17 protein-coding genes are annotated in these 20,621 nt (G+C 70.9%); 5 read left to right on the forward strand and 12 right to left on the reverse strand.

Going from position 1 to position 20,621, the window contains the following annotated elements; genetic code table 11:
- Nucleotides 1-321: 321 nt before the first annotated feature.
- Together ACFXG1_RS30195 and ACFXG1_RS30200 are read right to left on the reverse strand one after the other, a co-directional pair.
- Nucleotides 322-642: a hypothetical protein gene (locus ACFXG1_RS30195; protein WP_384707202.1), complete on the reverse strand. Its 321-nt coding sequence runs from the start codon at nucleotides 640-642 to the stop codon at nucleotides 322-324.
- 192 nt (nucleotides 643-834) lie between these two features.
- A complete protein-coding gene (locus ACFXG1_RS30200; protein ID WP_384707311.1) occupies nucleotides 835-1,815 on the reverse strand; it encodes a heme o synthase in 981 nt (326 codons plus the stop codon).
- A 389-nt stretch (nucleotides 1,816-2,204) separates the two neighbouring features.
- On the opposite strand from ACFXG1_RS30200, the gene tkt reads away from it, so the two are divergent.
- Genes tkt through pgl form a run of 5 tightly spaced genes read left to right on the forward strand, consistent with a single transcriptional unit; the run spans nucleotide 2,205 to nucleotide 8,875 of the window.
- Nucleotides 2,205-4,292 (forward strand): transketolase, encoded by a 2,088-nt coding sequence (tkt, locus tag ACFXG1_RS30205; RefSeq protein ID WP_384745403.1) that lies wholly within the window; start codon nucleotides 2,205-2,207, stop codon nucleotides 4,290-4,292.
- Between the two features lie 35 nt (nucleotides 4,293-4,327).
- Nucleotides 4,328-5,449, forward strand: a complete 1,122-nt coding sequence (gene tal, locus ACFXG1_RS30210; RefSeq protein WP_384721148.1) for a transaldolase — start codon at nucleotides 4,328-4,330, stop codon at nucleotides 5,447-5,449.
- 5 nt (nucleotides 5,450-5,454) lie between these two features.
- Nucleotides 5,455-6,987 carry a glucose-6-phosphate dehydrogenase gene (zwf, locus tag ACFXG1_RS30215; RefSeq protein WP_384745405.1) on the forward strand — a complete coding sequence of 511 codons (1,533 nt, stop codon included), beginning with the start codon at nucleotides 5,455-5,457 and terminating at the stop codon, nucleotides 6,985-6,987.
- Complete coding sequence (gene opcA / locus ACFXG1_RS30220; protein WP_384745407.1) at nucleotides 6,984-8,093, forward strand: glucose-6-phosphate dehydrogenase assembly protein OpcA; 1,110 nt, start codon at nucleotides 6,984-6,986, stop codon at nucleotides 8,091-8,093. Before zwf ends, opcA begins: the two co-directional genes overlap by 4 nt.
- Complete coding sequence (gene pgl, locus ACFXG1_RS30225; protein WP_384745409.1) at nucleotides 8,090-8,875, forward strand: 6-phosphogluconolactonase; 786 nt, start codon at nucleotides 8,090-8,092, stop codon at nucleotides 8,873-8,875. Before opcA ends, pgl begins: the two co-directional genes overlap by 4 nt.
- Nucleotides 8,876-8,953: 78 nt before the next feature.
- Here the strand turns inward: pgl and ACFXG1_RS30230 are convergent, their stop codons facing one another.
- The 10 genes from ACFXG1_RS30230 to ACFXG1_RS30275 all read right to left on the reverse strand — a co-directional run bounded on the left by ACFXG1_RS30230 (nucleotide 8,954) and on the right by ACFXG1_RS30275 (nucleotide 20,404).
- On the reverse strand, nucleotides 8,954-9,094 hold the full coding sequence (locus ACFXG1_RS30230; protein ID WP_384724121.1) for a hypothetical protein: 141 nt from the start codon (nucleotides 9,092-9,094) through the stop codon (nucleotides 8,954-8,956).
- 79 nt (nucleotides 9,095-9,173) lie between these two features.
- A complete protein-coding gene (locus ACFXG1_RS30235) occupies nucleotides 9,174-10,814 on the reverse strand; it encodes a PH domain-containing protein (protein WP_384745411.1) in 1,641 nt (546 codons plus the stop codon).
- Nucleotides 10,811-11,314 (reverse strand): PH domain-containing protein, encoded by a 504-nt coding sequence (locus ACFXG1_RS30240; RefSeq protein ID WP_384718860.1) that lies wholly within the window; start codon nucleotides 11,312-11,314, stop codon nucleotides 10,811-10,813. The genes ACFXG1_RS30235 and ACFXG1_RS30240 overlap by 4 nt, the downstream gene beginning before the upstream one ends.
- 4 nt (nucleotides 11,315-11,318) lie before the next feature.
- The gene (gene pgi, locus ACFXG1_RS30245; protein ID WP_384718862.1) at nucleotides 11,319-12,971 is read right to left on the reverse strand and encodes a glucose-6-phosphate isomerase; all 1,653 of its coding nucleotides are present in this window, start codon (nucleotides 12,969-12,971) and stop codon (nucleotides 11,319-11,321) included.
- A gap of 248 nt (nucleotides 12,972-13,219) precedes the next feature.
- Entirely contained in the window at nucleotides 13,220-13,507 is a 288-nt protein-coding gene (locus tag ACFXG1_RS30250) for an RNA polymerase-binding protein RbpA (RefSeq protein WP_384718866.1), read from the reverse strand.
- A 192-nt stretch (nucleotides 13,508-13,699) separates the two neighbouring features.
- The gene (secG, locus tag ACFXG1_RS30255; protein ID WP_384718868.1) at nucleotides 13,700-13,930 is read right to left on the reverse strand and encodes a preprotein translocase subunit SecG; all 231 of its coding nucleotides are present in this window, start codon (nucleotides 13,928-13,930) and stop codon (nucleotides 13,700-13,702) included.
- 118 nt (nucleotides 13,931-14,048) lie between these two features.
- Nucleotides 14,049-14,825 (reverse strand): triose-phosphate isomerase, encoded by a 777-nt coding sequence (gene tpiA / locus ACFXG1_RS30260; protein ID WP_384718864.1) that lies wholly within the window; start codon nucleotides 14,823-14,825, stop codon nucleotides 14,049-14,051.
- Between the two features lie 8 nt (nucleotides 14,826-14,833).
- A complete protein-coding gene (locus ACFXG1_RS30265; RefSeq protein ID WP_384745414.1) occupies nucleotides 14,834-16,045 on the reverse strand; it encodes a phosphoglycerate kinase in 1,212 nt (403 codons plus the stop codon).
- A gap of 168 nt (nucleotides 16,046-16,213) precedes the next feature.
- Nucleotides 16,214-17,221, reverse strand: coding sequence for a type I glyceraldehyde-3-phosphate dehydrogenase (gene gap, locus ACFXG1_RS30270; protein ID WP_384722618.1), 1,008 nt, complete (start codon nucleotides 17,219-17,221; stop codon nucleotides 16,214-16,216).
- A gap of 228 nt (nucleotides 17,222-17,449) precedes the next feature.
- Nucleotides 17,450-20,404, reverse strand: coding sequence for a M14 family zinc carboxypeptidase (locus tag ACFXG1_RS30275; RefSeq protein WP_384745416.1), 2,955 nt, complete (start codon nucleotides 20,402-20,404; stop codon nucleotides 17,450-17,452).
- Nucleotides 20,405-20,621: the final 217 nt, after the last annotated feature.

The following is a 20,621-nucleotide window of genomic DNA, read 5'->3' on the forward strand; positions in this document are numbered from 1 at the left end:
TCTCCCAGACGCCCATCTACGACGCGCTGTACGCCGAGTACCGCCGGTCGTTGCCGGCGGGGCCCGGGGGCCCGGCGGGCGCGGCGCACCACCGCGTCCAAGCCGTAAACCCCCCCCCCCCCGGCCGGGGCGGGGGGCCGGCCCCCCCCCCCGGGCGCCCCCGCCCCGCCGTTCGCGTATGGCCGCATATGACGCATGTGCCGTATATGACTTATGTACAAGGCGTCTGAATATGACGTATGTACGGGGCGTCGCCCGTTCCGGTGGCCCCTGTCGGCCCCTGCCCGGTGGTCCGGATTCCGGTACCGCCGGGCGGGTACCTCAGCCGTTCGCGGGGCCGCCGAGCTGGATGCCCGCCATCCGGGTCCACTCGTACGGCCCCGTACGCACCTTCGCCGCGAACTCCCCGTCGAACTCCTCGTGCAGGGTGATCCCCGCCTTACCGGCCGCCGACTCGGCGACCGCGTAGGTGGGGGCCACCAGATCGCCCCAGGCGCCGTCGGAGCCGACGAGGACGATCCGGGTACCCGCCTGACCGATATGGGCGAGCTGCCCCTCCGCGCCACCGTGCTTCTTCGCGAAGGCGGTGATCTCACGGGCGAGCCGGGCGGCCTTGCGGTCCGCGTGCTTGGTGTCTGCCATGCCCCGATGTTACGTAGCGGTAATCGGCGCTGACCATGGCGGCCGGGCGTGGCGTGAACCACTGCCCGCCGACCCCGGCGGGCCGGCGTCCCGCGCGACGGAAGGGCCCGGGAACGACCGCGGGCGGACCCTTGGGGCCCGCCCGCTTCACCGCACTCGCTTCACCGCACTCGCTTCTTCGACTATGCCGCCTCAGCGCAGGAAGGGATCCACCGCCACCGCCACGAAGAGCAGCGACACATAGGTGATGGACCAGTGGAAGAGCCGCATCTCCTTGAGCTTCGCCCCGGCCAGACCGGCCTTCGCCCGTGCCTGGAGGGCGTGCGCCTCCCACAGCCACCAGCCGCCCGCGAGCAGCGCCACGGTCGTATAGAACCAGCCCGTGTAGCCCATCGGGGTGAGCAGCAGCGATACGGCGACCATCACCCAGCTGTAGAGGACGATCTGGCGCGCCACGACCTTGTTGGAGGCGACGACGGGCAGCATCGGGACGCCGACCCTGGCGTAGTCCTCCCGGACCTTCATGGAGAGCGGCCAGTAGTGCGGCGGGGTCCAGAAGAAGATCACGAGGAAGAGGACGATCGCGGCCCACGACATCGAGTTGGTCACCGCCGACCAGCCGATGAGTACCGGCAGACAGCCCGCGATCCCGCCCCAGACGATGTTCTGCGCCGTGCGGCGCTTGAGGATCATCGTGTAGACGACGACGTAGAACAGCAGTGCGCCCAGCGACAGCCAGGCCGACAGCCAGTTGACGAGGAGGCCGAACCAGAGCGTGGAGACCACGGCGAGGGTGAGGCCGAAGACCAGGCCCTCACGCGGGGAGACCATGCCGGTGACCAACGGCCGCTGCGCCGTCCTGGTCATCAGCGCGTCGATGTCCCGGTCGATGTACATATTGAGCGCGTTGGCGCCGCCGGCGGAGAGATAACCGCCTGTACAGGTGGCCAGGACCAGCCACAGATCGGGCACCCCTTGCGCGGCGAGGAACATCACCGGCACTGTGGTGATGAGCAGCAACTCGATGATCCGCGGCTTCGTGAGCGCCACGAAGGCCATGACCCGGGACCCGAACGTCCGGCTGCCCGGGCTCGTCCCGGGCGTCTCCACGGTCCGCTCGGGGCGGGTGGTGCCCTCACCCGCTGGACGGGAATCGACGGCCGTCACGCACACCCCTGAGGAAGATTCCAGCAAGTCCCGGACGCATGACAGCGCGTTGAAAACCCGGTGAGACTTGCGCGTACCACGCCACTCTAGAGGCTGCCTTTCTCTCGCCTCGCACGGGGGTGGGTCGTGTTGGAAGACGGCTCCCCGGCGCGCCGTCGCGCCCCCGCCGCGCGCCCCGCGACCCGGGCCGGATGCCGCCGGGAGGCGGAGTCCCCCGTCCGGCGGCAGGCAGGCGGAGGGGCGCGGTGGCCCGCGTACGCCGTCGGCGGGCTCCGCGGCCCCACGGCCGAAAACCGCCGGGGGGCGCCAAGGGTAGGCTCGGCGACACCCGGTGCATTCGTCGTCACCGGGTACGCGCCATGTCGAAGACATGCGGAAAGGAGCCCTGACCGAGGGTGAGCACCAAGCCGACCACCACAGACCTCGAATGGACCGATCTGGACCAGCGGGCCGTCGACACCGCACGGGTCCTGGCCATGGATTCCGTACAGAAAGTCGGCAACGGCCACCCCGGTACGGCCATGAGCCTCGCGCCCGCCGCGTATCTGCTCTTCCAGAAGGTGATGCGGCACGACCCGGCCGACGCCGACTGGACCGGCCGTGACCGGTTCGTGCTGTCCGCCGGGCACTCGTCGCTGACCCTCTACACCCAGCTGTACCTGGCGGGGTACGGGCTGGAGCTGGACGACCTCAAGGCGTTCCGCACCTGGGGTTCGAAGACCCCGGGTCACCCCGAGTACGGCCACACCACCGGCGTCGAGACCACCACCGGGCCGCTGGGCCAGGGCGTGGCCAACGCGGTGGGCATGGCGATGGCCGCCCGCTACGAGCGCGGCCTGTTCGACCCGGACGCCGCCCCCGGCACGTCCCCCTTCGACCACACCATCTGGGCGATCGCCGGCGACGGCTGCCTCCAGGAGGGCATCGCGGCCGAGGCGTCGTCGCTGGCCGGGCACCAGAAGCTGGGCAATCTGGTCCTGCTCTGGGACGACAACCACATCTCCATCGAGGGCGACACCGAGACCGCGGTCTCCGAGGACACCCTCAAGCGGTACGAGGCGTACGGCTGGCATGTGCAGCGGGTGGCGCCCCGGGAGAACGGCGACCTCGACCCCGAGGCGCTGTACGCGGCCTTCCGCGCCGCGCAGGCCGTCACCGACCGGCCGTCCTTCATCGCCGCCCGGTCGATCATCGCCTGGCCCGCCCCGCACGCGCAGAACACCGAGGCCGCGCACGGCTCGGCGCTGGGCGCCGAGGAGGTCGCGGCCACCAAGCGGGTCCTCGGCTTCGACCCGGAGCAGAGCTTCGAGGTCACCGACGAGGTCATCGGGCACACCCGGGAGGCGCTGGACCGCGGGCGCGAGGCGCGTGCCGAGTGGGAGAAGGTGTTCGCCGCGTGGCGTACGGCCAACCCCGAGCGGGCCGCCGAGTTCGACCGGATCCGGGCGGGCGAGCTGCCCGCGGGCTGGGAGGACGCGCTGCCGGACTTCGAGGCCGGTACGTCGGTCGCCACCCGGGCCGCGTCGGGCAAGATCCTCCAGGCGCTGGGCGCGGTGATCCCGGAGCTGTGGGGCGGCTCGGCCGACCTCGCGGGCTCCAACAACACCACCATCGACAAGACGTCGTCGTTCCTGCCCGAGGGCAATCCGCTGCCCGAGGCCGACCCGTACGGCCGCACGATCCACTTCGGTATCCGTGAGCACGCGATGGCCGCCGAGATGAACGGCATCGCGCTGCACGGCAACACCCGGATCTTCGGCGGGACGTTCCTCGTCTTCTCGGACTACATGCGCAACGCGGTCCGGCTGTCGGCCCTGATGCACCTGCCGGTGACGTATGTGTGGACGCATGACTCGATCGGTCTCGGCGAGGACGGCCCGACCCACCAGCCGGTGGAGCACCTGGCGTCCCTGCGGGCCATCCCGGGTCTGAACGTGGTCCGCCCGGCGGACGCCAACGAGACGGTGATCGCCTGGCGTGAGATCCTGCGGCGCTGGACGAAGGAGTTCGGCGTGGGCGCCCCGCACGGTCTGGCGCTGACCCGGCAGGGTGTGCCGACCTACCCGGCCGACGAGAACGCGGCCCGTGGCGGCTATGTCCTCTTCGAGGCCGAGGGCGGCGCCCCGGAGGCCGTTCTGATCGGTACCGGATCCGAGGTCCAGCTCGCCGTCGCGGCCCGGGAGCAGCTCCAGGCGGCCGGGGTGCCGACGCGGGTGGTCTCCATGCCGTCGGTCGAGTGGTTCGAGGAGCAGGACCAGGACTACAAGGACGCGGTGCTGCCGCCTTCGGTGCGGGCCCGGGTGGCCGTCGAGGCGGGCATCGGGCTGACCTGGCACCGGTACGTCGGCGACGCGGGCCGGATCGTATCGCTGGAGCACTTCGGTGCCTCGGCGGACGGCAAGGTCCTCTTCCGGGAGTTCGGTTTCACCGCGGACGCGGTCGCCGCCGCCGCCCGGGAATCTCTTGACGCCGTCCGGCGCTGACGCGATTACACAGTGACTTCAGGAGTTGTTTTTCGATGACAGACGACGCGCTCAAGCGCCTCACCGACGAAGGCGTCGCGATCTGGCTGGACGACCTGTCCCGCAAGCGGATCACCTCCGGCAATCTCTCCGAGCTGATCGACCAGCAGCACGTGGTGGGTGTGACCACCAATCCGTCGATCTTCCAGAAGGCGATCAGCGGCGGTGACGGCTACGAGCAGCAGCTGCGTGAGCTGGCCGTCCGCAAGGTGACCGTCGAGGAAGCCATTCGGATGATCACCACGGCGGACGTCCGCGACGCGGCGGACATCCTCCGGCCGGTCTTCGACGCGACCGAGGGCCAGGACGGCCGGGTCTCCATCGAGGTGGACCCGCGGCTGGCCCATCACACGGAGGCGACGATCGCCGAGGCCAAGCAGCTGGCCTGGCTCGTCGACCGCCCCAATACCCTGATCAAGATCCCGGCCACCCGGGCGGGCCTTCCGGCGATCACCGAGACCATCGGTCTCGGTATCAGCGTCAATGTGACGCTGATCTTCTCGCTGGAGCGCTACCGCGAGGTGATGGACGCCTACCTGGCCGGTCTGGAGAAGGCCGCGGAGCGCGGCCTCGACCTGTCGAAGATCCATTCGGTGGCGTCGTTCTTCGTCTCCCGGGTGGACGCGGAGATCGACAAGCGGCTCGACGCGCTGGGCACCCCGGCGGCGAAGGCGGCCCGCGGCAAGGCCGCGCTGGCCAACGCCCGGCTGGCGTACGAGGCGTACGAGGAGGTCTTCGGCTCCGAGCGGTGGGCCGCCCTCGACCGGCTGCGGGCCAACAAGCAGCGCCCGCTGTGGGCCTCGACGGGGGTCAAGGACCCGGCGTACAAGGACACGCTGTACGTGGACGAGCTGGTCGCCCCGGGCACGGTGAACACCATGCCGGAGGCGACGCTGGAGGCCACCGCCGACCACGGCGTGATCACCGGTGACACCGTCCGCGGCACGTACGACACCGCGCGCGCCGAGCTGGCGGCCGTGGCAGAGTTGGGGATCTCGTACGACGAGGTCGTCCAGCTGCTGGAGGACGAGGGCGTCGAGAAGTTCGAGGCGGCCTGGAACGACCTGCTCGCATCGACCGAGGCGGCGCTGGCCCGTCTCGTCCCGTCGAAGGGCTGACCATCGTGTCCGGTTCACCCGCGGCCAATCCGCTGCGCGACCCGGCGGACCGACGGCTCCCGCGTATCGCGGGGCCGTCGGGCCTGGTGATCTTCGGGGTCACCGGTGACCTGTCGCGCAAAAAGCTGATGCCGGCCGTCTACGACCTGGCCAACCGCGGACTGCTGCCGCCGGGCTTCTCCCTGGTCGGCTTCGCCCGCCGGGAGTGGCAGGACGAGGACTTCGCACAAGAGGTCCACGACGCGGTCAAGGAGCACGCCAGGACCCCCTTCCGCGAGGAGGTCTGGCAGCAGCTCAACCAGGGCATGCGGTTCGTCCAGGGCGACTTCGACGACGACGACGCCTTCGAGACGCTGAAGAAGACGATCGCCGAGCTGGACCAGGCGCAGGGGACGGGGGGCAACTTCGCCTTCTACCTCTCCGTGCCGCCGAAGTTCTTCCCCAAGGTCGTCCAGCAGCTCAAGAAGCACGGTCTGGCCGACCAGAAGGAGGGCTCCTGGCGCCGGGCGGTGATCGAGAAGCCCTTCGGCCACGATCTGGTGTCCGCCATGGAGCTGAACCAGGTGGTGCACGAGGTCTTTCCGCCGAACGAGGTCTTCCGGATCGACCACTACCTCGGCAAGGAGACCGTCCAGAACATCCTGGCGCTCCGCTTCGCCAATACGCTCTTCGAGCCGATCTGGAACCGGTCCTATGTGGACCATGTCCAGATCACCATGGCCGAGGACATCGGCATCGGCGGCCGTGCCGGGTACTACGACGGCATCGGCGCCGCCCGTGACGTGATCCAGAACCATCTGCTCCAGCTGCTGGCGCTCACCGCGATGGAGGAGCCCGCCTCCTTCGACGCGGACGCGCTGGCCGCGGAGAAGACCAAGGTGCTGGGCGCGGTGAAGCTGCCGAAGGACCTGGGCGAGCACACCGTACGCGGCCAGTACGCGGCCGGGTGGCAGGGCGGCGAGAAGGCCGTCGGCTATCTCCAGGAGGACGGGATCGACCCCGCCTCCACGACCGACACCTACGCGGCGGTCAAGCTGGAGATCGACAACCGCCGCTGGGCCGGTGTGCCGTTCTATCTGCGCACGGGCAAGCGGCTGGGGCGCCGGGTCACCGAGATCGCGGTGGTCTTCCAGCGCGCCCCGCACTCGCCCTTCGACCACACCGCGACCGAGGAGCTGGGGCAGAACGCCCTGGTCATCCGGGTCCAGCCGGACGAGGGCGTGACCATGCGGTTCGGCTCCAAGGTGCCGGGGACCTCGATGGAGGTACGGGACGTCTCGATGGACTTCGCCTACGGCGAGTCCTTCACCGAGTCCAGCCCGGAGGCGTACGAGCGGCTCATCCTCGATGTCCTGCTCGGCGACTCCAACCTCTTCCCCCGGGTCGAGGAGGTCGAGCTGTCGTGGAAGATCCTCGACCCGATCGAGCGGTACTGGGACACCCACGGCAAGCCCGCCCAGTACCCGTCCGGGACCTGGGGTCCGGTCGAGGCGGACGAAATGCTCGCACGAGACGGACGGAGCTGGCGGCGGCCATGAAGATCGACCTTACGGACACCACCTCCAGCAAGATCAACAAGGCGCTGGTGCAGGGGCGCCGGGCGATCGGCACCCCGGCCGTCGGCATGGTGCTCACCCTCGTCATCGTCACCGACGAGGAGAACGCCTACGACGCCCTGAAGGCCGCCAACGAGGCGTCGCGCGAGCACCCCTCGCGCACGCTGCTGGTCATCAAGCGGGTCTCGCGCACCCCGCGCGACCGGGCGCAGACCCGGCTGGACGCCGAGGTCCGGGTCGGAGCCGACGCGGGCACCGGTGAGACGGTCGTTCTGCGGCTGTACGGCGATGTCACCGACCACGCCCAGTCGGTGGTGCTGCCGCTGCTGCTGCCGGACGCCCCGGTGGTGGTCTGGTGGCCGGTGAACGCCCCGCTGGACCCGGCGAGCGACCCGCTGGGCGCCCTGGCCCAGCGCCGGGTCACCGACACCTACGCGGCCGAGGACCCGATCGGGGAGCTGAAGGGGCGGGCGGAGGCGTACACCCCGGGCGACACGGATCTGTCGTGGACCCGGATCACGCCCTGGCGCTCCATGCTGGCCGCCGCGCTGGACCAGGTGGCCTGCGAGGTCACCGCGGTCGAGGTGGAGGGCGAGGAGTTCAACCCGAGCGTCGAACTGCTCGCGATGTGGCTGGCGGACCGGCTGGGGGTGCCCGTACGGCGCACCCTATCCCCCGGTCCCGGGCTGACCGCCGTACGGATGGAGACGGACTGCGGTCCGATCGTGCTCGACCGGGCCGACGGCGCCCTGGCGAACCTCTCCATCCAGGGGCAGCCCGACCGCGCGGTCGCGCTGAAGCGGCGGGAGACCGCGGAGCTGATCGCCGAGGAGCTGCGGCGTCTGGACCCGGACGACACCTATGCCTCCGCCCTGCGGTTCGGGGTGGACCGGCTCGGTGACGGCGGGCCCGGCGGCTCGGCGGACGTGGCGGAGATCGAGGCCGCGGCCGTCGCCACCGCGGAGCGGGAAGCCGCGGAGCGGGAAGCCCCGGAGTCGGCGGGCGCCCCGGCGGCGGCCGCTCCGGCCGCCCCCGCGGGCAAGTCCCCGGGCCGGAAGCCGGCGGCGAAGAAGGCGGCCGCCAAGTGACCGGTGCTCCGCAGCTCGTCGTCCACCGCGACAAGGAGCTGATGGCCCAGGCCGCCGCGGCCCGGCTGATCACCCGGATCGTGGACGCCCAGGCCGCCCGCGGCACCGCGTCCGTGGTCCTCACGGGCGGTCGCAACGGCAACGGTCTGCTGGCGGCGCTGGGGTCCTCCCCGGCGCGGGACGCGGTGGACTGGCAGCGGCTCGACATCTGGTGGGGCGATGAAAGGTTCCTCCCCGAGGGGGACCCGGAACGCAATGTCTCCCAGGCCGGGGCGGCGCTGCTGGACCAGGTGCCCGTCGACCCGGCCCGGGTCCACCCCATGGCCGCGTCGGACGGTCCGTACGGGAACGACGTGGAGGCGGCAGCGGCGGCGTACGCGGCCGAACTCGCCGCCGCGGCGGGCCCGGAGGACCACGGCCCGGTGCCGACCTTCGACGTCCTGATGCTGGGCGTCGGCCCGGACACCCATGTGGCGTCGCTCTTCCCCGAGCACCCCGCCGTACGGGAGACCGAGCGCACGGTCGTCGGGGTGCACGGCTCCCCGAAGCCGCCGCCGACCCGGATCTCGCTGACCCTTCCCGCGATCCGGGCGGCCCGTGAGGTCTGGCTGCTGGCGGCGGGCGAGGACAAGGCGAACGCCGTGGCGATCGCCCTGTCGGGCGCGGGCGAGTTGCAGGCCCCGGCCGCGGGCGCCCGCGGCCGGTCCCGCACCCTGTGGCTGCTGGACGCGGCGGCCGCCGCCCAGCTGCCGCGCGAGCTGTATCCGCCGGCCTCCGCGTAGGAGGCTCCGGTACGGACGAGGGCCCGGACACCATGACGGTGTCCGGGCCCTCGGTCGTTCCTTGTGGATCGGGCCGGCTCAGCGTGCCGTCCGGGCCGGCGCCTGGGCCGCCTCCAGCCGCACGACCGCCGCCCGGATCGCGCCGGTGAACGCCCGGAACGTGGCGTTGACGGTAGTGGCGCGGCCGTTGGGGTGGTAGCCCGCGATCCCCAGGGCCACCTCCGACGTCCCGGGCCCGCCCCCGTCGGCTGGTGTCGGTCATACGTCGACGATCACCGACGGCACCCCGGCTACGCCCTCACCGGACTATCGCCGGTTCAGCACTGGACGTCGCGGCTCCGTTCGGGCCCGGCACGGGCTCAAGAAACGGCGCCAGCAACCCGGGCACCGCTTCGGCGGCGAACAGCAGGCCCTCGCCCTCGTCGGCGTCGTGGACGGAGTAGCCGCCCGAACCCGCGGCCGTGGTCGCGGTCAGGGTGATCAGCCCGGCCCGCCGCTGGAACAGGGACCGGGTGATGGTCCAGCCGATGACCCCGGTCCGCCGGAGGGCGACCGTCCGCCGGGCCACGGTGCCGGAGCGCGTCACCAGATAGCGCCCCGTTACGGCATGGCCGAGGCTGCGGTACGCGTCGAGCCCCAGCGCCACGGCGAGCGGCAGCGCCACCGCCGCGTACCCCGCCGCGATGTACAGCAGCACGGGCGTCAGCCAGAGGCCGAGCCCGGCCAGCACGGCGGCCGGGGCCGCGGCGGTCGTCAGCGACCAGCGGAGCCGCCGGGACCGGGCCGCCCTCGGATGCGCGGTCAGCTCCGCCCCGGTCGGGGTCCTGGGTTCCCGGACCACCAGCGCCGCCACCTCGTCCGCGACCGCCCGGGGCGCGACCGGCAGCAGTATGTGGAGGTCCTCGTGGTCGGCGCCGCCCTCCTGGGCGAGCCCGGTGGCGATGGCGTCCACCCGGGCCGCGCCGAAGCCGCGCACCCCGAGCGGCTCGACCAGTTCGATCCCGCGCAGCCGCTGCTCCTCGACGGATATCGACCGGGTGGTGAAGAGCCCGCGCCGGACCCGCAGCACCCCGCCCGGCTCCCGTTCGAGGCGGTAGTTCCACCACATCTCGACCCAGAGCCCGAGCGACCCGACCGCCCCGGCCACCAGGGTCGCGAGCAGCAGAGTGAGGACCATCAGGGTGATCGAGACACCGTCGAAGAGGTCCCCGATGCCGGTGATCACCTCGTTCTGGAGGCCGAACCAGTCACTGATCTGCATCAGGGCACCGGCCGCCGCACCGCCCAGGACCAGGGTGGGAAAGGCCGGGAGGGCGTAACGGATCCACCGGGGGTCGAGACGGGCCAGGACGCCGTCGCCCGCCGGGGCGGCCGGGTCCGCCGGCCGGTCGAGCAGCTCGGCCCGGAGCCGCTCGCCCTCGGTCCGGGGCACCGGGTTCAGCTCCAGGGACGACTCGTTGCCGCCGCCGCTCTCGCCGGTCCCGATCCTGACCTTCACCAGCCCCAGGACCCGCAGCAGCGGATGGGCGGTGATGTCGACGCTGCGGATCCGCTCACGGGCCAGGGACCGCCGCTTCACCAGCAGCAGCCCGGAGTGCAGATCGACCCGCTCGGGGCCGACCCGGTAGCGGGTGTGGCGCCAGGTGAGGTAGTCGGCGGCGACCGCCCCGACGACGAGCAGCACCCCGCCGCCGAGCAGCAGCGTGAGCCCGATCCCCCGGCGCGGGCCGTCGCCGAACCAGGCACCGGAGGAGAGACCCAGCAGCACGGGGAGGCAGACACCTCCGACGACACCGCTCATCACCGCCCCGGTGACCAGCAGCGACCGCAGATCCAGCCGCCGCCACTCCACCCCGGGCCCGGTCTCCGGCTCCGGGGCCGGCTCCGGGACCGGGGATTCCCCGCCGGGGCCCACCGCTTCGGAGGGGTCGGCGGTCATGTCGCGTCCCCGGGGGTCGCCCGGGTGATCAGGGTCAGCCGCTCCGCGAGCCCGGCCGCGATCTCGTGGCCGAGCCCCACGATCTTCACCGGCCCCTGGGACGAGGCGGTGGTGACGGTGAGGGTGGCGAGCCCGAAGGAGCGCTCCAGCGGGCCTCTGACCGTGTCCACGGTCTGGATCCGGGACATCGGGGCGATCCGCCACTCCTGCCAGAAGGCGCCGGTCCTGACGTACACCGCCTCGTCCGTCACCTCCCACCGGTGCACCCGGAACCACCAGGACGGGAACACCAGGGCCCCGGCCAGACACGGCACCCCCAGCACCGCCGCCGTCAGCAGCAGCCAGAACCGGGCCGGCTCGATCAGCAGTCCCAGCAGTGCCGGGACCCCGCCGAGCACCAGCGCCGACACCAGCCACTGCGTCCGCCACCAGCCCACGGCACGTGCGTCGAGCCGCTCACGGGGCGGTCGCAGCCGGACCGCCGTTCCCCCCTGGTCCATGTGCTCAGCGCCCCCTCAGCTCCCGGTAGGCGGCGGCGAGGGCGGCGGTCGAGCTGTCGAGCGCCTCCCCGCCGGTGCCCTCGGTCAGCACCGGCTCGATCCGCTTCGCCAGGACCTTCCCCAGCTCGACCCCCCACTGGTCGAAGGAGTCGATGTCCCACACCGCACCCTGGACGAACACCTTGTGCTCGTAGAGCGCGATGAGCTGCCCGAGCACGGACGGGGTCAGCTCGTCCGCCAGGATCGTCGTCGTCGGGTGGTTCCCCTGGAACGTCTTGTGCGGCACCAGCTCCTCCGGCACGCCCTCGGCCCGGACCTCGTCGGGCGTCTTGCCGAAGGCCAGCGCCTGGGTCTGGGCGAAGAAGTTGGCCATCAGCAGATCGTGCTGGGCGGCCGGCCCCGGCTCCAGTTCGCCGACGGGCCGGGCGAAGCCGATGAAGTCCGCCGGGACGACCTTGGTCCCCTGGTGGACGAGCTGGTAGTAGGCGTGCTGGCCGTTGGTGCCGGGCGTGCCCCACACCACGGGCCCGGTCTGCCAGTCGACCGGCTCGCCGTCCCGGGTCACGGACTTGCCGTTGGACTCCATGTCGAGCTGCTGGAGATAGGCGGTGAACCGGCTCAGATAGTGCGAGTACGGCAGGACGGCGTGCGACTGGGCGTCGAAGAAGGCGCCGTACCAGATCCCGAGCAGGCCCAGCAGCAGCGGCGCGTTGGCCTCCGGCGGGGCCGTACGGAAGTGCTCGTCGACGAGGTGGAAGCCGTCCAGCAGCTCCCGGAACCGCTCGGGCCCGACCGCGATCATCAGGGAGAGCCCGATGGCGGAGTCGAAGGAGTACCGCCCGCCGACCCAGTCCCAGAACTCGAACATGTTCTCCGGGTCGATACCGAAGTCGGTGACCTTCCCGGCGTTGGTGGAGAGCGCCACGAAGTGCCGTGCGACGGCTTCCTGACCGGCGTTCAGTCCGTCGAGGAGCCAGCGGCGGGCCGAGGTGGCGTTGGTGATGGTCTCGATGGTGGTGAAGGTCTTGGAGGCGACGATGAAGAGCGTCTCGGCGGGATCCAGGTCACGGACGGCCTCGTGGAGGTCGGCGCCGTCGACGTTGGAGACGAAACGGAACGTCAGATCGCGGGTGGCGTAGGCGCGCAGCGCCTCGTACGCCATCGCGGGGCCGAGGTCGGATCCGCCGATCCCGATATTGACCACATTCCTGATGGGGCGTCCGGTGTGGCCGGTCCACCCGCCGGAGCGGATCCGCTCCGAGAACGCGGCCATCTTGTCCAGCACCGCGTGGACGCCGGGCACGACATCGACGCCGTCGACCTCGATCACGGCGTCCCGGGGGGCCCGCAGGGCGGTGTGCAGAACGGCCCGGTCCTCGGTGGTGTTGATCCGCTCGCCGCTGAACATGGCGTCCCGCAGCCCGGCGACGTCCGTGGCCTTCGCCAGGTCCCGCAGCAGACCGAGGGTCTCGTCCGTGACCAGGTGCTTGGAGTAGTCGAGACGGAGGTCGCCGACGCGCAGGCCGTAGCGGCGGCCGCGCTCCGGGTCGGCGGCGAACAACTCCCTCAGATGGGTGTCGCCCAGCTGTTCGCGGTGCTTGCCGAGCGCGGACCACTCGGGCGTCTGGTTGAGCCGCGGACGGCCTTCTACGGTCACTCGGACATCAGCTCACTTCGTCTCGTGCCTGCCTGGTGCCCCACCGTCCCCAACCTAGTTGATCAGTCGGGGGCCGCGAGACGGCCACGTCGGTCGCCGGCACCGGATCCCGGTGCGATGACGCTCCGTGTTCGCCTGATACAGAACCGTAGGCGACGGCACTGACAATCGGGCATCGTCCACAACCCCGGGAGCCCGTGAAAAAATCCGGCCGGGCCACCTTTCGGTGGTCCGGCCGGATCGAAGTACTAGATCTCGCCCCGCAGTTTGGCCAGCGCCTCGGCGAGAATCGCCTCGCCGTCCGCGTCGCTCCGCCGCTCCCGTACATAGGCGAGATGAGTCTTGTACGGCTCCGTGCGCGGCGGGTCCGGGGGATTGTCCCGGTCCTGACCGGCCGGGAACCCACAGCGCGGGCAGTCCCAGACATCGGGGACCTGCGCGTCGCTGGCGAAGCTCGGCTGCGTCTCGTGCCCGTTCGAGCACCAGAAGGAGATGCGCAGGCGTGGCGCGGACTCGCCGCGCTCGGCCTCGCCCATCGGCCCCGCCCCGACCCGGCTCCCCCGGATCGCGTTGCCACTTGCCACGGTGTAACTCCCTGCGTGATGGTGCTGCACAGCGTCTCACAGCGGCTGCGCCGCGGTGCCCCAGTCTACGTAAGGCCCAACGCCCGTCCAGTCGTTGGAGTTACACCCACACGCCGACCTGATCCCGGCCGGCCGACGGGGGTGTCAGTTGTCCAGCTTCATCAGCAGGCCGAGGACGACGATGCAGGCGAACCAGAGCAGACCGACGACGACGGTGATCCGGTCCAGGTTGCGCTCGGCGACGGAGGAGCCGCCGACGGAGGACTGCATGCCGCCGCCGAACATGTCGGAGAGGCCGCCGCCCTTCCCCTTGTGCATCAGCACGAGCAGCATCAGCAGCAGGCTGAAGACGATCAGGGCGATCGAGAACCCCATAACCACGGCTGAACCCTACTTCCTGGCAATTCTCTGGATGGTCTGGTGACTGCGGGGACCCGCGCCTGACACGGCCCGGGTCCCCGCAAGGGTACGACGGATCGGCGCTACCGCATACTCACTGGTCGCGGAAGCGGACGATCTTGACGAACTCGTCCACGTCGAGGGCGGCACCGCCGACGAGGGCGCCGTCGACATCGGGCTTGGCCATGATCGCGGCGACGTTCCCGGACTTCACGGAGCCGCCGTACTGGATCCGGACCTTGTCGGCCAGGTCGCGCGAGTACAGCTCGGCGAGCCGGTCGCGGATCGCCTTGCAGACCTCCTGCGCGTCCTCGGGCGTGGCCACCTCGCCGGTGCCGATGGCCCACACGGGCTCATAGGCGATGACGATCGTCTCGGCGTCCTCGGCGGGGACGTCCTTCAGTCCGCCGTCGACCTGGGCGAGGGTGTGCGGCACCTGCTCGCCGGCCTTGCGGACGTCGAGACCCTCGCCGACGCAGAGGATCGGGGTGATGCCGTTGCGGAAGGCGGCCTTCACCTTGGCGTTGCACAGCTCGTCCGACTCGTTGTGGTACTGGCGGCGCTCGGAGTGGCCGACGGCCACGTAGGAACACTTCAGCTTGGCCAGCATCGGGCCGGAGATCTCGCCGGTGTAGGCGCCGGAGTCCTGGGCCGAGATGTCCTGGGCGCCGTAGACGATCTTGAGCTTGTCGCCGTCGACGAGGGTCTGGACGGAGCGCAGATCGGTGAAGGGCGGCAGGACCGCGACCTCCACGGCGTCGTAGTCCTTGTCGGCGAGGGCGAAGGCGAGCTTCTGGACGTGGGCGATGGCCTCGAGGTGGTTGAGGTTCATCTTCCAGTTGCCCGCCATCAGCGGGGTGCGGGTGGTCATGACAGTGATCAGTCCTCCAGTGCGGCGAGGCCGGGAAGCGTCTTGCCCTCGAGGTATTCGAGGCTGGCGCCGCCGCCGGTCGAAATGTGGCCGAACGCGTCGGCGTCGAAGCCCAGGGTCCGTACCGCGGCGGCGGAGTCCCCGCCGCCGACCACGGAGAAGGCCGGCGAGTCGACGAGTGCCCGGGCCACGGCCCGGGTGCCCTCGGCGTAGTCGGGGTGTTCGAAGACGCCCATCGGACCGTTCCAGAAAACGGTGGCCGCGTCGGCGAGCTTCGATGCGTACAGCTTGCAGGTCTCCGGACCGATGTCCAGACCCTCCTGGTCGGCCGGGATGGCGTCCGCGGCGACGGTGGTGGGGTTCGCCGGGGCCTTGGTCCTCAGGTCCGGGAACTCGGGGGCGACGAGCACGTCCACGGGGAGCACGAACTCCACGCCCTGCTCCTCGGCGCGCTTCAGATACTCCTGGACGACCGGGACCTGGTCCTCCTGGAGCAGGGAGATGCCGACCTCGTGGCCCTGGGCCTTGAGGAAGGTGTAGGCCATTCCGCCGCCGATCAGGATGCGGTCGGCCTTGCCCAGCAGATTGTCGATCACACCGAGCTTGTCGGAGACCTTGGCGCCGCCGAGGACCACGACGTACGGCCGGGCGACGTCCTCGGTGAGCCGCTTGAGGACGCCGACCTCGGTGGCGATCAGATCACCGACCGCGTGCGGCAGCCGGGCGGGCAGATCGTAGACCGAGGCGTGCTTGCGGTGCACGGCACCGAAGCCGTCGCCGACGTAGACGTCGGCGAGGGCGGCCAGCTCGTCCGCGAAGGCGCCGCGCTCGGCGTCGTCCTTGCTCGTCTCGCCGGGGTTGAAGCGGAGGTTCTCCACCACCGCGACCTGCCCGTCGGCGAGGCCGCCGACCACGGCGCGGGCCGATTCACCGACGGTGTCCGTGGCGAAGGCGACCGGCTTTCCGAGGATCTCGCCCAGCCGGGCGGCGGCGGGAGCCAGCGAGAACGCCGGGTCGGGAGCGCCCTTGGGGCGGCCGAGGTGGGAGGCGACGATCACCCGGGCACCGGCGTCGGCCAGCCGGGCGATCGTGGGAACGACGGCCCGGATCCGGCCGTCGTCGGTGATGGTGGTGCCGTCGAGCGGCACATTGAGATCGGCGCGGACGAAAACCCGCGCGCCGCTGACCCCGTCGGCCAACAACTGGTCGATCGTCTTCATGGACGGTCTCCTCGGAAGGGCTGGACGCGCGAGGGGGCCCGGGCGGCGCAACGCTGCGCCGCCCGAGCCCTCTCGCTCACATCGTGGTGCTCTGATCGCTGTTCTGTGCCGGGCTGTGCGGAGCCGAGCCGGTGGGCGATCGCAGAGCCGTCGGTGCCGGCTGAGTGCTCAGAGCTGGTTGCCGACGAAGACGGTCAGGTCGACGAGACGGTTGGAGTAACCCCACTCGTTGTCGTACCAGCCGAGGATCTTGACCGAGTTGCCCTCCTGGACCATCGTCAGAGACGAGTCGAAGGTGCAGGACGCCGGGTCGCTGACGATGTCCGAGGAGACGATCTGGTCCTCGGTGTACGTCAGGATGCCCTGCAGCTCGCCCTCGGCGGCCTTCTTGAACGCGGCGTTGACCTCGTCCTTGGTGACCTCGCGGGAGAGCTCGACGACCAGGTCGGTGGCGGAGCCGGTGGGGACCGGGACGCGCATCGCGATGCCGTCCAGCTTGCCCTTGAGCTGCGGGAGGACCAGGGCGGTGGCCTTGGCGGCACCCGTCGTGGTCGGAATGATGTTCTCCGCGGCGGCGCGGGCGCGGCGCAGGTCCTTGTGCGGGAAGTCCAGGATCCGCTGGTCGTTGGTGTAGGCGTGGACCGTGGTCATCAGACCGCGGACGATGCCGAAGTTCTCGTCGAGGACCTTGGCCATCGGCGCCACACAGTTGGTGGTGCAGGACGCGTTCGAGATGATGTGGTGCTGCGCGGGCTGGTACTTGTCCTGGTTGACACCCATGACGACGGTGATGTCCTCGTCACTGGCCGGAGCCGAGATGAGGACCTTCTTCGCGCCGCCCGCCAGGTGCTTCTCGGCGTCCGCCTTCTTGGTGAAGATGCCGGTCGACTCGATGACGATGTCGACGCCGAGCTCGCCCCAGGGGATGTCGGCGGGGTTGCGCTCGGAGAGCACCTTGATGGTGTGGCCACCGACGGTGATGGTGTCGGCGGTGTGCGACACCTCCGCCTTGAGGCGGCCCAGGATGGTGTCGTACTTCAGCAGATGCGCGGTGGTCGCGGTGTCACCCAGGTCGTTGACAGCCACGATCTCGATGTCTGCACCCTGCTCCAGCAGCGCGCGGAAGTAATTACGACCGATGCGGCCAAAGCCGTTGATGCCTACGCGGATCGTCACGAACCGATCTCCTCGTTGGTGTGCCGGCTCGACGCCGGCGAGCTGTATGGGATGTCCCCGACCGATTACGACCCTACCTCCACGGGCGCCCCGGAGTGACATCGGACGGCCGGTACACGGCGACGGCGGGCCGTACCCCCCGGTAAGGGGGACGGCCCGCCGCCACCTCGAACGGAATCCTCAGATCCGACTACTGTCCGTCAGGATGTTCGGCCCGGTCGGCTCCGTTCACCGCCGGAGCGCGCCCAGCGCCTTGCCCACCAGCCGTCCGCGCTCGGCGGCATCGGATACGTGTTCGAGGCCGAAGCCGATGAGCACGGTGTCACGGGTGGTGACGGCCGACGCCGACGGATAGAGGTCCCCGGCCCGGTCCCAGTTGCCGCGCGGCGCCGGACTGCCCGCGGGCGGGGCCGTGGCGGTCCACGGGCCCAGGGACGTCTCGAAACCGCCGTCCGCCTGCTCGCCGCCCGCGGTCACCAGCCGGGTGTCGTCGACGAAGACGCCGCGACCGCCGTCACTGGGATCGGTGATGTACGAGACATGGACCTCGATCCGCTTGCCCGCGTACGCGCTCAGATCGAACGCGGCCGCCTTCCAGCCGTCGGAGGCACCGGTGAACGCGTGCCACGCCCCGGTCGTCCCGGTGGCCGTGCAGGCGTCCGACCCGAGGGTCAGATAGTGCCGCAGATGCGGGTGCTGGTTGATGTAGAAGGCCCGGTCGCACTCGGCCGGCACGGTGGTCGTCGTACCGCCGTTGAGGTCCGGCAGTGTCGTCCAGTCCTCCTGGCCGACCGTACGGACCTCGACGACCGCGTTGTCGTACCCCGGCTCCGTGTTGAAGCTGAGGCGGGTGGTGAGCTTGGGCGCGTCGGCCGCGGTGGTGCCGGTGAGGTCGACGGCCCGGCTCAGCCGCTGCCAGGAGGCGTTGCGGTGGGTGGCCACCGCGTAGTAGCTGCCCTCGTACGGCGAGAACGGCATCCGTACGCCCGGATAGTCGCCCGCCGCCGCGCTGCGGAACTGCGGGAACTGGCCCGGCGGCAGCGTGTCGGAGGTGACGGTGTACGCGCCCGCCGCGTTCAGCGGGTTCCCGGGGGCGTCCCCGAGCTTCGCGGAGGCACCCGAAAGGGGTCCGGAGCCCGCGAAGGCGTTCACCCCGGCGAGGGACGCCCGGCCGGACGCGCCGAGGTAGTACTGGGCGAAGTCGTCGCTGATCGCCCGGCCCAGGTTGGCGTTGCCGCCCGCCCGCTCACCGGTGGTGACGAGCTTGCCGCCCTCGTTGAGATAGGCCCGGACCGCCTTGGTGGTGGCCCAGGACGGCGCGGCGGCCCCGCTGTACCAGACGGCCGTGTCGAAGTGGGAGAGGACGCCCAGCGGGTGCGGGGTGCCCTGGGTGGCGACGTCCCAGACGGCGGCGCGCTTCTTGTTCTTCGCCAGGGCGTCGGTGTAGAGACCGGCGTGCTGCGCCGGGGCGGTGCCGCCCTCCTCGGCGATCACCAGCGCGTCGGCGCGCGGCCGTTCGGCGACCGTGTAGGTGAAGGGCGTGCTGGAGACCCGCTGCCCCTCCTTGGTGCGGCCGGTGAACCAGACCTCGACCTTGTCGCCGACGTCCCCGTGCTCGACCTCGGCCCGGTACTCGTCGAAGCGGATGTTGTCCTCGCCGCCGAAGGTCTCGCCGCCCTTCCAGGCTTCGAGGTCCTCGTCGTGGACCCGGCCGCCGTTGACCCGGTAGTTGAGTTCCTTGTCCCGCAGGTTCCGGTTGGCGACGACCGAGACCTCCTGGTCACCGCCGCGGGCGTACGAGACGGTGAACGGGTCCGGGGTGAAGTCGGGGGCCTTCAGGCCGTGCGGCGACACCGGCCGGTCCGGCGTGAGGGAGCTCTCCGCGACCGCGAGCGCGAACGGGATGTTCTTCGCGAACTCCTGCTGGATCAGCTTCTCGTCGTCCGGGAAGGTGAAGACCGAGGCGCAGTCCGCGGCGTTCCACTGGTCGTTCGGGTCGACCCTGGACGCGGTGGCACAGGTCGACATCTCCGGGGTGAACATCATCATCCCGTTGACATTGGCCGCGTGCCCGTCCGCCTCGCCGTTGGTGATGTACAGCTCGGACGACACCTGGGGGCGGTAGCCGGGGATCCCGGGGTTCGCGGGGGTGCCGGCGATCGTCTCGTACGCGACGTCGTCGGGGGTCTTGGTGGCGACCTGCCAGCCGACGCCGTAGAGGATCAGCTCGGCCGCAGAATGGTAGTTGATCCCGTACTGGAAGCCGATCCGCTTCTGGAAGGCGTCGATCGTCTTCGTCTCGGGCTCGGAGCCGGGCCCGGCGCCGCGGTAGGTCTCGTCGTACGGGTCGGGGGACGAGCCCTCGTCGTCGTAGCCCCACTTGTAGGAGAAGTTGCGGTTGAGGTCGACGCCGTCGCCGGGGGCGATCCGTCCGTCGCCGTCGTTGTCCCGCAGGTTCTTGCGCCACTGGCGCTCGGCGGTCCCGGTGAAGGTGTAGTCGTAGCCGTCCGGGTTGGCCGACAGCACGAACCACAGTTCGGAGGTGTCGATCAGCCGGGTGATCCGGGGGTCCTTGCCGTAGTTGTCCAGATAGTGGTGGAGCAGCCGCCGGGTCATCTCCGGGGTGATCCACTCCCGCGCGTGCTGGTTGGAGAGGTACAGCGTGGCGGGCTTGGTGCCGTCGCGGACGGTCTTGGCGTTCCGACTGACCTTCAGGGCGAGGATGTCCTGGCCCTTGACGGACTTGCCGATGCTGACGGCCTTGGTGATCGCCGGATGCGCCTGGGCGGTGGCGACGATCTCGTTCTTCAGCCCGTTCTCACCGCTGTACGGGCGGTAGACCCCGTCCCCCGCCGCGGCCACGCGCTTCAGCGCGGCGGCCGACAGGGTGTGCTCCTTGACGCCGATGCCCTGCTCGCGCAGTTCACCGGCCTGCTGGTCGGTCAGATACAGCTCGACGGTCGCGGTGCCCCGGTCGGGCACCCGCTCACTCAGTTCATGGCCGTCGGCTCCCGCCGCGAGCAGCAACGGCACCTGTTCCTTGGTGACGGTCGCCCGCCACACGGAAAGGCCGTCCCCGTCCCCCGCCCCGTCCCCGGCCTGTGCCTGGGCGAAGGGTGCCGCCGCGAGTGTCGCGGCGAGCAGTGATGCCGCGGCGAGCAAGGATCTCGCTCTGCGTCTCATAAGCCCCCCTTACTGGTGTGCGTGCCAGAAAGCGAACGGGAGCCAGACTGTTCACCCTCAATGACCATGTCAAGAGACCGGCCGTGGTGAACTGCCGCGAGGCGCGCGGCGATCCGTCTCGGAACGGAGCGGCGGTTCGGCTCCGGTGCCGGACCGCCGCGCCGCACGGGGCCGCCCCCCGCCGGCCCGCGGGGCGGGGCGGCGGGGGCGTTTAAAC

This window comes from Streptomyces sp. NPDC059248, assembly GCF_042753905.1.
Taxonomy (GTDB): domain Bacteria; phylum Actinomycetota; class Actinomycetes; order Streptomycetales; family Streptomycetaceae; genus Streptomyces.